Source organism: Nocardioides sp., from assembly GCF_035547795.1.
Lineage (GTDB): Bacteria > Actinomycetota > Actinomycetes > Propionibacteriales > Nocardioidaceae > Nocardioides.
In genome coordinates, this window is sequence record NZ_DASZUF010000101.1 from 1 (window position 1) to 12,770 (window position 12,770).

Sequence of the window (12,770 nt, forward strand, 5' to 3'; positions counted from 1 at the left end):
GCTGTCCCCCGAGACGCTGCGGGTCGACGACTGGATGCGGGCCGGCGAGGGACTGTGGGTGATCGGCGACGTGACCGGGCACGGCGCGTTCACACACATGTCGATGTACCAGGCCGCGATCGCACTGCGCGACATCCGGGGCGAGGACGGGCCGGGCGCGGAGTATCACGCCGTCCCGCACACCACGTTCACCGACCCGGAGGTCGGCGGGGTCGGGCTCACCGAGGCGGCCGCCCGCGACCGCGGCCTCGACGTGCGCGTCGGGCACGCCGACCTGACCTCGTCCTCGCGCGGCTTCACCCACGGCCCCGGCGCGGTCGGCCTGGTCAAGGTGGTCGCGGCCGAGGGCGTACTGGTCGGCGCCAGCGTGGTCGGCCCGGCCGGCGGGGAGATCCTGGCGATGCTCACCCTCGCGGTGCACGCTCGGATCCCGGTGGGGACGCTGCGCACGATGATCTACGCCTACCCCACCTTCCACCGCACCATCGAGAGCGCGCTGGCCGACCTGGACGCGTGAGGTCACACCGCCGCCAGCGCCTCGGTCGGGGCGAGTCGCGCCGCCCGCACGGCCGGGTACAACCCGGCCAGGGCGCCGACGAGGAGCGCACCGAGTACGCCGGTGCCCACCGCGGGCAGCGGGACCACGAACGGCCAGCCGCGGACCGCGGCGTACCCCAGCGAGCCCAGCAGCCCGCCCACCAGGCCGGCGCGGAGACAGCCGAGGTCACCTTGACCGCCGACCCGGTGCCCGGCGGCGCCGAACTGGTCGCCGACCCGGTCCGGCTGCGCCAGGCGCTGGGCAACCTGGTGGTGAACGCGCTGCGGCATACCCCGTCGGGCGACCGGTGGCAGCGGCCTCGGGTTGGCGATCGTGCGCCAGATCGTCGAGGCACACGGCGGGACGGCACAGATCGCGAGTGTGCCCGGGCAGGGCACGACCGTGACGCTGCGCTTCCCCTAGACGGGCGTGCCTAGACAGGCACGGCGTGCCGGGCGCCGTACACCTGGGCCAGCACCCAGCGACGCGACAGCAGGTGCGAGCCGCACTCGCACCAGGCCCGCAGCCCGTCGCCGACGAACGGGTCGTCGAGCAGGTCGGCCTCCGGCTCGCGCGCGTCGGTGTGGCACAACACCACCGGTCCGGCGTCGGTGCCGACCACGTCCGCCAACCGGTGGCCGCTGGCGCAGTCCACCACGAGGAGCTCGGCCGGAGCCGAGCCACTCCGGGCGAGGGCAGCGGCGGCAAGCTGGTGGCTGGAATGGGTCTGCATGACCGGCTCCTCGCATCCGGACGGGCCCACCGAGTCGGGCCCGCACCGGACCAGCATCACTCACCCGGAGCGGTCCGTAAAGAGGCTTCGGCGAGGTAGTCGGCGAGGTGCTCCAGCGACGACGACATGCCGGTCGCGTGGTCGGCCGCGGAGATGCCCTCAGGTACGTCGTCGGCGCGGATCTCGGCCAGCGCGCCGCCCTCCGCCGGGGTGACCGACCAGGTCATCGTCATCGTGCCGGCGAGCGCCGGGTCGTCTGCGATGAAGTCGATCGCCTGGACGATCCGCTCCCCCGGCACGATCGCCACGAAGCGCGCCTCCACCACGTCCTCGTTGGCTCGGCTCTTGCCGTCCAGCGCCGGGTCGTCGTACGCGAGGACCAGCCGGTAGCCGCCGCCGGGGCTCAGGTCGAAACGCTCGAACCGGCCGCTCATGCCGCTCGGCGGCAGCCACACCTCCAGCGCAGCCGGGTCGACCAGCGCGGCATAGACCCGCTCCGGCGGGGCGGGGATCAGCCGGGTGGCGACGTCGGTGCGGCCCATGTCCCCGATCCTGCCCCTTGACGGCCGCCGAAGACAGCCGTAACGTACAACCAAATGGTTGTAGATATTGCCCTGAGCGACGACGAGGTGGACCGGATCTTCCGGGCCCTCGCCGACGCGACCCGACGCGACATCCTGCGCCGCACCCTGAGTGGCGAGGCGTCGGTGTCGCAGCTGGCCGCGGCGTACGACATGTCCTTCGCGGCCGTGCAGAAGCACGTCGCCGTCCTGGAAGGAGCCGGCCTGGTGACCAAGCACCCGCAGGGCCGGGAGCGCGTCGTCCTCGGCAACCCCGACCGGATCGAGCAGGCCAAGAAGCTGCTCGACCGCTACGAACAGATCTGGCGCGCCCGCATCGACCGCCTCGACGCGCTGCTCTCCGAAGGAGAATGACCATGCCCATCACCTCCGTGACCAAGGACCCGGCCGCCCTCACCCTGACGATCGTGGCCGACTTCCCCGTCCCCCTCGCCCGCCTGTGGCAGGCATACGTCGACCCGCGCCAGTTGGAGCGGTTCTGGGGGCCGCCGACCTACCCGGCGCGGTTCAGCCGACACGACGCCGCCCCCGGCGGCCTGTCCCACTACGCCATGACCGGACCCGAGGGCGACGTCTCCCGCGGCTACTGGGAGTGGCTCTCGGTCGACGCCGAGCGGGGCTTCGAGGTGCTCGACGGCTTCGCACTGGAGGACGGCTCCCCGAACCGGGAGATGCCGTCGATGCGGATGGTCTTCACCTTCGAGCCGACCGACGACGGCTCGCGCGTGACCACCACGACTCACTTCAACACCGCCGACGAGCTGGCGCAGCTGGTGGAGATGGGCATGGAGGAGGGCATGCGCGCGGCGATGAGCCAGATGGACGACGTGCTCGCCGACCTGCGCACGTTCGCCGCCGACCTGCCCACTCACACCCAGATCCTGAGCGACACCCAGGTGCGAATCAGCCGCGTGATCCGCGGCCGCGTCGAGGACGTGTGGCGCGCCCACCACGAGGCCGCGCTGCTCCAGCGCTGGCTGCTCGGGCCGGACGGCTGGACCATGCCGGTCTGCCAGGTCGCCACCGAGGTCGGCGGGGGCTACCGCTACGAGTGGGAGAAGGGCGAGGAGAGGTTCGGCTTCGAGGGCGAGCTGCTGGAGTCGGCCCCGCCGTACCGCAGCGTGACCACCGAGCGGATGATCGGCCTCGACGCACCCGGCACCACCAACGAGCTGACCCTCACCCCGGTCGAGGGCGGCACCCTGCTGGCGCTGGTCATCACCTACCCGAACGCCGAGGTGCGCGACATGGTCCTCGCCACCGGGATGACCGACGGCATGGAGACGAGCTACCGCCGCCTCGAGGACGAGGTTCTGACCCCGGCCTGAGGCGGCGACAGCGCCCGGCGCGCACCCTGAGATCCGGACTCAGGGGAGGACACGGGGCAACCCGCATGGAAATCGTCAGGTTGGGCAGGCGAGACTAGACCCCATGCTGCTGTCTTCGGTGAAGGATCGGGTGCGTAAGCTCGCCCTGCGGTGGGCCATGCGCGGGAAGACCTCACTGGTCCCCGACATCACCACCCTCCGCAAGATCCCCGAGCACCTCACCTACCCGCTGCGCCGCGACGGCGTCGACCCCGTGCCCGCACTCGCACAGGCGCGTGCCGAGGAGCCGGTGACCGTGCTGGGCAACGTGCTCGGCCTCGACATCTTCCTGGTCACCGGACACGAGGCGGCCAAGCAGGTGCTCGCCGACACGCGGTCCTACAGCAACGACATGCGTCACCTGATGGGCAGCAAGCCCAAGACGGAGGCCGAGGAGATCGGCGGCCTGGGCATGACCGACCCGCCGGATCACACCCGGCTGCGCGGGCTGCTCACGCCGGAGTTCACCATGCGGCGGCTGCAGCGGCTGCAGGAGCCGATCGAGCGGATCGTCACCGAGGCGCTCGACGCGATGGCGAACGGCGAGGAGGTCGTCGACCTGGTCCAGGCGTTCGGCTTCGAGATCCCCTTCCAGGTGATCTGCGAGCTGCTCGGGCTGCCGACCGAGGTGCGCGACGAGTTCCACAAGCTCGGGGTGGCCCGCTTCGACCTCGCCGAGGACGGCGCCGCCGGCGCGTTCGGAGCCGCGGCCGAGACCCGCACGTTCCTCATCGACCAGGTCCGCAAGCAGCGCGTCGACCCCGGCGACGGCCTGATCGGCGAGATCATCCGCACCCGCGGCGAGGAGTTCAGCGACCTCGAGCTCGGCGGGCTGGCTGACGGCGCCTTCCTGGGTGGCTATGAGACCTCAGCGGCGATGCTGTCGATGGGCACCTACGTGCTGCTTCAGCAGCCGGAGGCGTTCGAGCTGCTGCGCACCGGCACCCGCGAGGACGTCGACCGCGTCGTCGACGAGCTGCTGCGCTACCTGTGCCCGGTCCAGATCGCCTTCCCGCGCTTCGCCCGCGAGGACCACGAGCTCTTCGGCCACCAGGTGCGCAAGGGCTCGGTGGTGATCGTGTCGCTCTCGGGCGCCAACCGCGACCCGGCGGTGATGGCGGCGCCGGAGCAGTTCGACCTGCGCAACGCCAACACCATGCACTTCGCGTTCGGACACGGCATGCACCGCTGCGTGGGCGCCGAGCTGGCTCGGATGGAGCTGCGCGCCGCGCTCACCGCGCTCGCCCGCCGCTTCCCCGACCTCGCGCTGGCCACCGACGACCCCGGCGAGCTCGGCTTCCGCGATCTGTCGATCGTCTACAGCCTCGACCGGCTGCCGGTGCGGCTCAACGCCGCCTCGGTTCCGGCCTGAGTCTCGCGCGGCGCACCTGACGTTCTGCACGCCGTATCGGCGTGTCGCGGTGTCGAAGGTCAGGTACGCCGGGACTCCAGCACCCGGAAGCCCTTCGCGCTGCCCAGCCGCGTGGTCGGGTAGCCCCGCTCCCTCAGCCAGCGCTGCAGGCTGTCGGCACCCAGGTTCTTGCCGACCACCATCACCGCCCGACCGCCGGGGCGCAGCCGCGGCAGCCAGGTCAGCAGCAGCTCGTGCAGGGCCTCCTTGCCGATCCGGATCGGCGGGTTGCTCCAGATCTCGTCGTACTCCTCGGCCGGAGCGTCGTGCGGCGTGGCCGCGTGGTAGCGGTCGGCGAGGCCGAGGGCGACGGCGTTCTCGTTGGCGAGCAGCACCGCCCGTTCGTTCACGTCCACCGCCGTCACCCGAGCGCCGGGCACCGCGTCGGCGATGGCAAGCCCGATCACGCCGTACCCACAGCCGAGGTCGAGGATCCGGCCCGGAGGCGGAGGCTGGGCCTCCCGGAAGAGCACGGCGGTGCCCACGTCGAGCCGCCCCTTGGCGAACACGCCCGAGCCGCTGACCAGCCGCAGCGTGCGGCCCCAGACCTCCGCCTCGACCGGGATCCGCTCGAACGGCACACTCGGGTCGGCCGAGAAGTAGTGCTCCTCGGTCACAGCTCCTCCTGGGAACGCCGCGCCCGGGTGATCAGCAGCCGTCCGGCGAGCTCGTCGTCGGAGGGATAGCCGACCTCCTCCAGGGTCAGACCGCGCGCGGAGGCGATGTGGATGTCGGAGGAACGGGAGGCGCGACGCAGCATGTCGGCCGCCCAGGTCACGTCCTTGCGGCCCTCGCCGATCGCCAGCAGGCAGCCGACCAGCGAGCGAACCATCGAGTGGCAGAACGCGTCCGCGACCACCGTCATCGTCGCCACGCCGCGCTCGTCCCGAGCCCAGTCGAGCCGGGTGACGCGACGGATCGCTGTCGCGCCCTCGCGGGCCTTGCAGAAGCTGGTGTAGTCGTTGAGCCCGAGCAGGTCGGCGGCCGCGGCGTTCATCGTGGCCAGGTCGAGCGGGCGCGGCCAGTGCAGCACATGGTGGCGGGTGAGCGGGTCGTACGCCGCCGGCGCATCGGCGACCCGGTAGGCGTAGCGCCGCCACAGCGCGGAGAACCGGGCGTCGAACTCCGCCGGCACTACCCGGGCCTCGTGCACCCGCACGTCGGGCTCCAGGATGCCGTTGAGCTTGCGGACCAGCGCCGCGACCGGCGGCACCGGTGCCCGGCCGGCGCTGGCGACCAGGACCTCCTCGGCGACGTCGAGGTGGATCACCTGGCCGCGGGCGTGCACGCCGGTGTCGGTGCGCCCGGCGCAGGTCACCCAGACCTCGGGCCGCCGCAGCGCGACACCGAGGGCGCGCTGCACCTCGGCCTGCACCGTGCGCAGCCCGGGCTGCAGGGCCCAGCCGTGGAAGTTGCTGCCGTCGTACGACAGATCGATCCGGATGCGCACGTGCCGCATCCTTCCATCCGGTCGGGGCAACCGGGGAATGCGTGAGCCTGCACCTGGGGACCTCCGGCTGGAGCTACGACCACTGGGAGGGCGTGCTGTATCCGCCCGGCCTGCCGGTCGGTCGGCGGCGTGAGGTCTACACCGAGACCTTCACCACCGTCGAGCTCAACGCGTCCTTCTACCGCTGGCCCGGTGAGCGGCCGTTCCACCGCTGGGGGCAGAGCCTGCCCGACGACTTCCGGATGTCGGTGAAGGCGTCACGCTGGCTCACCCACGGGCATCGGCTGCGGGACCCGGACGGAGCGTGGGCGCGGCGGCTTGGTGCCGCTATGGAGGCGCTGGGCAAGCACGCCGGCGTCGTACTCCTGCAGCTGGCCGACGACTTCGAGCGCGACGACGAGCGGCTCTCGACGTTCCTCGGGTCGCTGCCGACCTCACTGCGGGTCGCCGTCGAGCTGCGCCATCCCAGCTGGGACGACGACGGCGTCTACCAACTGCTGGAGCACCACCGCGCGGCGTACGTCGTGACGAGTGGGGCTCGACTGCGGTGCGTGCTGCGGGCGACGGCGCCGTTCGTCTACGTGCGCTGGCACGGGCCCTCCGAGCACCACTTGTACGCCGGCTCCTACTCCGCCGACGACCTGCGCTGGTGGGCCGACCGGATCCGCGAGTGGCAGGCCCAGGGCCGTGACGTGTGGGGCTACTTCAACAACGACGGCGCGGGCAACGCCGTCCGCAACTGCCGCGACCTGATCGGGCTGCTGGACGGGCCACAGATCGGGGTGTAACGCCAGGGCGGCTTGGCGACAGGTCTCATTGTCAGGCAGGCACAGACCTGCGGAGATCTCGATCTCGGGAGAAGACACCATGAACAAGATCGTTCGCGCCCTGAGCGCGACCCTGGGTGCCACCGCCATCGTCGGAGGCACCGCGGTCGGGGCGAACGCCTGCGGCCCCTCGCACCAGTCCGGCGGCGACTCGCACCAGTCCTCCAGCCACGTCAGCGGCTACGGCGTGCGCGGCGTGCATCGCCACTTCTCTCGCTTCTCGCACTCACGCGACTTCCGCAACGCCGACTTCACCGTGGGCACGTCGTTCGACCACCACTGGTACCGCCAGCACTGGGCGGGGCACCGTCACCAGCACCTGACGTTCGCGCAGGAGCAGGCGGCCATCGTCGCTCGCCTCACCCGGGCCGACGAGCGACTCACCAACCTCATCACCAGGCTGAGCAGCGCGGCGTCGGACAACCCCGACGGCTGGGCGGCGAAGGTCCTGCCCTACCTCAAGGCCGAGCAGACCAAGCTCGAGTCGCTGATCGCGGCCGTCCAAGCGGCCACCGACGAGCAGGGCATCGCCGACGCGTTCAAGGCGGCGTTCCAGCCGACCGCGCCCGCGGGTGACAGCGGTGGCGGCACCACCGCCTCCTGACGCCCTGCGACGTACGACGAAGGCCCGCCACCCGGTGGCGGGCCTTCGCGATGTGTCAGGCTGGCGAGACGCTCAGGCCTCGGGCGCCTCCTCGGTGGCGGGCGCCTCCTCGGTGGTCTCCTCCGTGGTCTCCTCGACCGCGGCCTCGACGACCTCGGCCTCCTCGGCCGGCGCCTCGGTGGTCTCCTCGGCGACGGCCTCCTCGACCTTGGCCGGAGCCTCGGTCGTCGTCGGAGCCGCCTTCTTGGCGGCGGCCGGCTTGGCGTTGTAGGCCTCGGTGACGAGCTCGATCACGGCCATCGGCGCGTTGTCACCCTTGCGGGGGCCGATCTTGGTGATGCGGGTGTAGCCGCCCGGACGCTCCTTGAACGTCTCCGCGATCTCGGTGAACAGCACGTGCACGACCGACTTGTCACGGATGGTCTTGAGGACCTCGCGCCGGTTGTGCAGGTCGCCCTTCTTCGCCTTGGTGATCAGCTTCTCCGCGACCGGGCGCAGCAGGCGCGCCCGAGCCTCGGTGGTGGTGATCCGGCCGTGCTCGAACAGCTGGGTGGCCAGGTTCGAGACGATCAGCTTCTGGTGGGCCGGGCTGCCGCCGAGGCGGGCGCCCTTCTTCGGGGTAGGCATCGTGCCTGTCCTTCCTCTCCGGCCGTGTCAGGTACCGGGGTAGGTGCTACTTGAGTGGATTAGTACTGCTCGTCCTCGACGAAAGCGTCGTCGTCATCGTCGCCGTAGACGGCGAGGGCGGCCGACGGGTCGAAGCCCGGCGCGCTGTCCTTGAGGGACAGGCCCATCTCGTGCAGCTTCGCCTTGACCTCGTCGATTGACTTGGCGCCGAAGTTGCGGATGTCCAGCAGGTCCTGCTCCGAGCGGCTGATGAGCTCACCCACGGTGTGGATGCCCTCGCGCTTGAGGCAGTTGTAGGACCGGACGGTCAGCTGCAGGTCCTCGACCGGAAGGGCGAGGTCCGCGGCGAGCTGCTCGTCGACTGGCGAGGGGCCGATGTCGATGCCCTCGGCCTCGACGTTCAGCTCGCGGGCCAGGCCGAAGAGCTCGACCAGCGTCTTGCCGGCCGAGGCGATCGCGTCGCGGGGACGGATCGACGGCTTGGTCTCGACGTCGATGACCAGCTTGTCGAAGTCGGTGCGCTGCTCGACACGGGTGGCCTCGACCTTGTAGCTGACCTTGAGCACCGGGCTGTAGATCGAGTCTACCGGGATGCGGCCGATCTCGTTGTCGGCACCCTTGTTCTGCACCGCGGAGACGTAGCCGCGGCCACGCTCGACGACCAGCTCGAGGTCGAGCTTGCCCTTGTCGGACAGGGTCGCGATCTTCAGGTCGGGGTTGTGCACCTCGACGCCGGCCGGCGGCGCGATGTCCGCGGCGGTGACGTCACCGGCACCCGACTTGCGCAGGTACATGGTGACCGGCTCGTCGTGCTCCGAGGAGACGACCAGGCCCTTGAGGTTGAGGATGATCTCGGTGACGTCCTCCTTGACTCCCTCGACCGTGGAGAACTCGTGGAGCACGCCGTCGATCTTGATGCTGGTGACGGCGGCACCCGGGATGGAGGAGAGCAGGGTACGGCGCAGGGAGTTGCCCAGCGTGTAACCGAAGCCCGGCTCCAGGGGCTCGATGACGAACCGCGAGCGGAACTCGTCGACGGACTCTTCCGACAGGGTGGGGCGCTGTGCGATAAGCACTGATTCTTTCCTTCCCGGACCTACCCGCTATTTGACAGGTCCGAACTTCAGGGGTGACGGAAGTGGCGGTGCCGCCGCCCCGTCCTCGAGACGGGGCAGCGGCGGTGGTTCATCAGAGCTTCGAGTAGTACTCGACGATGAGCTGCTCCTGGACCGGGATGTCGATCTGGGCCCGGACCGGAAGCTGGTGCACGAGGATCCGCATGCGGTTGGGGAAGGCCTCCAGCCACGCGGGAACGACGCGCTCGCCGTGGGTCTCGCGAGCCACGATGAACGGGGTCATCTCCCACGACTTCTCCCGCACGTCGATGACGTCATGCGCCTCGACCTGGTAGGAGGGGATGTTGACCTTCTTGCCGTTGACCAGGAAGTGGCCGTGGACCACGAGCTGGCGGGCGTGGCGGCGAGTGCGGGCGAAGCCGGCACGGTAGACGACGTTGTCCAGGCGGCTCTCGAGCAGCTGGAGCAGGTTGTCACCGGTCTTGCCCGGACGACGGTGCGCCTCGGCGTAGTAGTTCGAGAACTGCTTCTCGAGCACGCCGTAGGTGAAGCGAGCCTTCTGCTTCTCGCGAAGCTGGAGCAGGTACTCGCTCTCCTTGATCCGGCCGCGGCCGTGCTGGCCGGGCGGGTAGGGGCGCTTCTCGTAGGACGAGTCGCCACCGACGAGGTCGACACCGAGACGGCGCGACTTCTTGGTCATGGGGCCGGTGTAACGGGCCATGGGTCAGTCTCCTTCTTTCGTCTCGGTAGGGATCAAACGCGGCGGCGCTTGGGCGGCCGGCAGCCGTTGTGCGGGGTCGGCGTGACGTCCTGGATGGTGCCGACCTCGAGGCCGATCGCGCCCAGCGAGCGGATCGCGGTCTCGCGGCCGGAGCCCGGGCCCTTGACGAAGACGTCGATCTTCTTCATGCCGTGGTCCATGGCACGACGACCGGCGGCCTCGGCGGCCATCTGCGCGGCGAACGGGGTGGACTTGCGCGAACCCTTGAAGCCGACGGTGCCGGCGCTGGCCCACGAGATCACCGCACCGGTCGGGTCGGTGATCGTGACGATGGTGTTGTTGAACGTGCTCTTGATGTGAGCCTCGCCCTGGGCGACGTTCTTCTTCTCCTTGCGGCGGACCTTGGTCTTCGCCGCAGCCTGACGGCTCTTCGGAGGCATGCATTAACTCCTGTGTTGGCTGGTCTGTGAGATCTGCTTGAAGAAAGCGGTGATCAACGTCCGAAGGACGTCAGATCACTTGGCCCCTTGTCGCTGCGCGACATGGCCTGCGTTCGCTCGGGACGAGAACGAGCAAGCTCGCCTCGTCGCCTCGCTCACTTGGCCTTCTTCTTGCCGGCGACGGTGCGCTTCGGGCCCTTGCGGGTGCGAGCGTTGGTCTTGGTGCGCTGGCCGCGGACCGGAAGGCCCATGCGGTGACGGCGACCCTGGTAGCTGCCGATCTCGATCTTGCGGCGGATGTCGGCCTGCACCTCGCGACGGAGGTCACCCTCGATCGTCAGGTTGCGGGACTCGATCTCCTTCGCGAGCTTGACCAGCTCGTCCTCCGAGAGAGCGTGGACGCGGGTGTTGGGGTCAACACCGGTCGCGGCCAGCAGCTGCTGGGAGGTGGTACGGCCGATGCCGTAGATGTAGGTGAGAGCGATCTCGACGCGCTTGTCACGCGGGAGGTCGACACCGACGAGGCGTGCCATGGTGTTCCTTCGGGTCTCGCCAGAGGTGTCGTTCGGCGTACGTCTCGAGGTGGCGCCCCGGGCTCCGGCCTCTGGTCCGGAGGTGGTTCGGCCCGATCGCTCGGACCTAGTACGTCGATGGTTGATTCAGTTGTGATGCGCCGGAGCGCCGGGCTCAGCCCGGCCGTTTCGCGGCGGAACTTCGTCGCTCAGACCAAGATCGAGCAGGCTCGACGTGGCCCTTCGCTCCTCAGCCCTGGCGCTGCTTGTGGCGCGGGTTCTCGCAGATGACCATGACGCGGCCGTGGCGACGGATCACCTTGCACTTGTCACAGATCGGCTTGACGCTCGGGTTGACCTTCACGGCCAGCCCCTTTCTGTTGGATCGGCTGCTTACTTGTACCGGTAGACGATCCGACCGCGGGTCAGGTCGTAGGGAGACAGCTCCACCACCACGCGGTCCTCGGGGAGGATCCGGATGTAGTGCTGGCGCATCTTGCCGCTGATGTGGGCGAGAACCTTGTGGCCATTGCTCAGCTCGACGCGGAACATGGCGTTGGGGAGGGCCTCCACGACGGTGCCCTCGATCTCGATCACGCCTTCTTTCTTCGGCATGTCCTCCGCAATCTGTTGGTCGGTTGTCTACCGTTGGTGCATCGACCCGGGAACCTCCGGGACCTCGCTGGTCGAGCCAGTCGAGACCCGGTGGACCTCGTGAAGCCGCTCCCGTGCCCCTATCCCGCGCGAGGCACGGGCAGCCGCAGGACACGACGAGACAGACCCACGTTGGGCCGACGCGTCAGTCTAGTCGGGCGTCGAGTCGAATCCCTAATCGGCCAGCAGCCGCAGCGTCTCCTCGCGCGCCGGGGCGGTGCGCGGGTCGGTGCCGCGCACGGCACCGGCGATCGGGTTCACCATCACCTCGTCGACGCCGTACGTCGAAGCCAGCTCCGCGATCCGCTTGCGGGCCGACTCCGCGTCGCCCACGACCCACTTGGCCAGCATCGAGTCTGCCAGCCCGCGGTGCGCCTCGGGGAGCTCGACCGCCTCCGCGTCCTCGACCAGACGCAGCGGGTTCAGCGGCCCGCCGGTGCGCAGCGCGACCATGCTCAGCAGCTGCGGCAGCGCCCGCCGACGCGCCTCCACCTCGGTCGGCGCGACCACCGCGTTGACCGTCAGGAACGTGCGCGGCTCCGCCAGCTCGGGCGACGGCTGGAACTGCGAACGGTAGAGCTCCAGCGCCTCGGCGGTCCCCGCGCCGGAGAAGTGGTGGGCGAACACGTAGGGCAATCCCATCCGCGCGGCCAGCCGGGCGGAGAAGTCGGAGGAGCCGAGCAGCCAGACCGTCGGCTCGGAGAGCGCTGCCGGGGTCGCCCGCAGCTCGTGTCGCCGGCCGCCCACGGAGAGGCCGACGCCCTCGGGCGACATCATGGCGAGGACGTTCTCGACGTACTCGGGGAAGCGCTCGGCCGCGTCCGCATCGACCGGGCCGCCGTGCCGAAGCGCCCAGTTGGTCACCGGGTCGGTGCCCGGTGCCCGGCCGAGGCCGAGGTCGATCCGGCCCGGGTACGCCGCCTCCAGCAGCGCGAACTGCTCGGCGACGACCAGCGGCGCGTGGTTGGGCAGCATGACTCCCCCGCTGCCGACCCGGATGCGCCGGGTGGCGGCAGCGATCATGGCGATCAGCACCGGCGGATTGGTCGAGCCGACCGCGGGCATGTTGTGGTGCTCGGCCAGCCAGTAACGCGTGTAGCCCAGCTCGTCGGCGACCTTCGCCAGGCTGAGGGAGGCCGCCACCGCGTCGGCGGAGGCCTGGTCGCTGCGGACGGGCACGAGATCGAGCACGGAGAGCTGCACGTCTGCTCTCAACCCGGTCGGTGGCC

Annotated in this window: 20 protein-coding genes; 7 read left to right on the forward strand and 13 right to left on the reverse strand. The window is 70.3% G+C overall.

Annotated features, from left to right (window positions below):
• On the forward strand, positions 1-517 hold a 517-nt coding region (locus tag VHA72_RS06990), incomplete at its 5' end, for an oxidoreductase dimerization domain-containing protein (RefSeq protein ID WP_524538579.1).
• A gap of 2 nt (positions 518-519) precedes the next feature.
• On the opposite strand, the gene VHA72_RS06995 is transcribed toward VHA72_RS06990, so the two are convergent.
• A complete protein-coding gene (locus VHA72_RS06995; protein WP_325573725.1) occupies positions 520-828 on the reverse strand; it encodes an ABC transporter permease in 309 nt (102 codons plus the stop codon).
• On the opposite strand from VHA72_RS06995, the gene VHA72_RS07000 reads away from it, so the two are divergent.
• The gene (locus VHA72_RS07000) at positions 827-961 is read left to right on the forward strand and encodes an ATP-binding protein (protein WP_524538580.1); all 135 of its coding nucleotides are present in this window, start codon (positions 827-829) and stop codon (positions 959-961) included. The two genes, VHA72_RS06995 and VHA72_RS07000, sit on opposite strands and share 2 nt — an antisense overlap.
• Positions 962-971: 10 nt before the next feature.
• Here the strand turns inward: VHA72_RS07000 and VHA72_RS07005 are convergent, their stop codons facing one another.
• Together VHA72_RS07005 and VHA72_RS07010 are read right to left on the reverse strand one after the other, a co-directional pair.
• Positions 972-1,271: a hypothetical protein gene (locus VHA72_RS07005; RefSeq protein ID WP_325573727.1), complete on the reverse strand. Its 300-nt coding sequence runs from the start codon at positions 1,269-1,271 to the stop codon at positions 972-974.
• A gap of 56 nt (positions 1,272-1,327) precedes the next feature.
• On the reverse strand, positions 1,328-1,813 hold the full coding sequence (locus tag VHA72_RS07010; RefSeq protein WP_325573728.1) for an SRPBCC domain-containing protein: 486 nt from the start codon (positions 1,811-1,813) through the stop codon (positions 1,328-1,330).
• 54 nt (positions 1,814-1,867) lie between these two features.
• Between VHA72_RS07010 and VHA72_RS07015 the strand changes: the two genes are divergently transcribed.
• The 3 genes from VHA72_RS07015 (at position 1,868) to VHA72_RS07025 (ending at position 4,591) form a co-directional block, all read left to right on the forward strand.
• Entirely contained in the window at positions 1,868-2,206 is a 339-nt protein-coding gene (locus tag VHA72_RS07015) for an ArsR/SmtB family transcription factor (protein ID WP_325573729.1), read from the forward strand.
• A gap of 2 nt (positions 2,207-2,208) precedes the next feature.
• Positions 2,209-3,180 carry an SRPBCC family protein gene (locus tag VHA72_RS07020; protein WP_325573730.1) on the forward strand — a complete coding sequence of 324 codons (972 nt, stop codon included), beginning with the start codon at positions 2,209-2,211 and terminating at the stop codon, positions 3,178-3,180.
• Positions 3,181-3,310: 130 nt separating this feature from the next.
• Positions 3,311-4,591 carry a cytochrome P450 gene (locus tag VHA72_RS07025; protein WP_325573731.1) on the forward strand — a complete coding sequence of 427 codons (1,281 nt, stop codon included), beginning with the start codon at positions 3,311-3,313 and terminating at the stop codon, positions 4,589-4,591.
• Positions 4,592-4,650: 59 nt separating this feature from the next.
• Here VHA72_RS07025 and VHA72_RS07030 read toward each other — a convergent pair whose 3' ends face one another.
• Both VHA72_RS07030 and truA read right to left on the reverse strand, forming a co-directional pair.
• Entirely contained in the window at positions 4,651-5,247 is a 597-nt protein-coding gene (locus VHA72_RS07030; RefSeq protein ID WP_325573732.1) for a class I SAM-dependent methyltransferase, read from the reverse strand.
• Complete coding sequence (gene truA, locus VHA72_RS07035; RefSeq protein ID WP_325573733.1) at positions 5,244-6,089, reverse strand: tRNA pseudouridine(38-40) synthase TruA; 846 nt, start codon at positions 6,087-6,089, stop codon at positions 5,244-5,246. Before truA ends, VHA72_RS07030 begins: the two co-directional genes overlap by 4 nt.
• Before the next feature lie 32 nt (positions 6,090-6,121).
• Between truA and VHA72_RS07040 the strand changes: the two genes are divergently transcribed.
• Together VHA72_RS07040 and VHA72_RS07045 are read left to right on the forward strand one after the other, a co-directional pair.
• On the forward strand, positions 6,122-6,868 hold the full coding sequence (locus VHA72_RS07040; RefSeq protein WP_325573734.1) for a DUF72 domain-containing protein: 747 nt from the start codon (positions 6,122-6,124) through the stop codon (positions 6,866-6,868).
• A gap of 79 nt (positions 6,869-6,947) precedes the next feature.
• Positions 6,948-7,511 carry a hypothetical protein gene (locus VHA72_RS07045; protein ID WP_325573735.1) on the forward strand — a complete coding sequence of 188 codons (564 nt, stop codon included), beginning with the start codon at positions 6,948-6,950 and terminating at the stop codon, positions 7,509-7,511.
• Between the two features lie 72 nt (positions 7,512-7,583).
• On the opposite strand, the gene rplQ is transcribed toward VHA72_RS07045, so the two are convergent.
• The 8 genes from rplQ to VHA72_RS07085 all read right to left on the reverse strand — a co-directional run.
• Positions 7,584-8,138 carry a 50S ribosomal protein L17 gene (rplQ, locus tag VHA72_RS07050; protein ID WP_325573736.1) on the reverse strand — a complete coding sequence of 185 codons (555 nt, stop codon included), beginning with the start codon at positions 8,136-8,138 and terminating at the stop codon, positions 7,584-7,586.
• 59 nt (positions 8,139-8,197) lie between these two features.
• Entirely contained in the window at positions 8,198-9,214 is a 1,017-nt protein-coding gene (locus VHA72_RS07055; protein WP_325573737.1) for a DNA-directed RNA polymerase subunit alpha, read from the reverse strand.
• Positions 9,215-9,326: 112 nt separating this feature from the next.
• Positions 9,327-9,935, reverse strand: coding sequence for a 30S ribosomal protein S4 (gene rpsD / locus VHA72_RS07060; RefSeq protein ID WP_325573738.1), 609 nt, complete (start codon positions 9,933-9,935; stop codon positions 9,327-9,329).
• Between the two features lie 32 nt (positions 9,936-9,967).
• Positions 9,968-10,375, reverse strand: a complete 408-nt coding sequence (rpsK, locus tag VHA72_RS07065) for a 30S ribosomal protein S11 (protein WP_325573739.1) — start codon at positions 10,373-10,375, stop codon at positions 9,968-9,970.
• 155 nt (positions 10,376-10,530) lie between these two features.
• Positions 10,531-10,908, reverse strand: coding sequence for a 30S ribosomal protein S13 (gene rpsM, locus VHA72_RS07070; protein ID WP_325573740.1), 378 nt, complete (start codon positions 10,906-10,908; stop codon positions 10,531-10,533).
• A 229-nt stretch (positions 10,909-11,137) separates the two neighbouring features.
• Positions 11,138-11,251 (reverse strand): 50S ribosomal protein L36, encoded by a 114-nt coding sequence (rpmJ, locus tag VHA72_RS07075; protein WP_004008316.1) that lies wholly within the window; start codon positions 11,249-11,251, stop codon positions 11,138-11,140.
• A 29-nt stretch (positions 11,252-11,280) separates the two neighbouring features.
• Positions 11,281-11,502 (reverse strand): translation initiation factor IF-1, encoded by a 222-nt coding sequence (gene infA, locus VHA72_RS07080; RefSeq protein WP_011757309.1) that lies wholly within the window; start codon positions 11,500-11,502, stop codon positions 11,281-11,283.
• Between the two features lie 213 nt (positions 11,503-11,715).
• On the reverse strand, positions 11,716-12,770 hold a 1,055-nt coding region (locus VHA72_RS07085), incomplete at its 5' end, for an LLM class flavin-dependent oxidoreductase (RefSeq protein ID WP_325573741.1).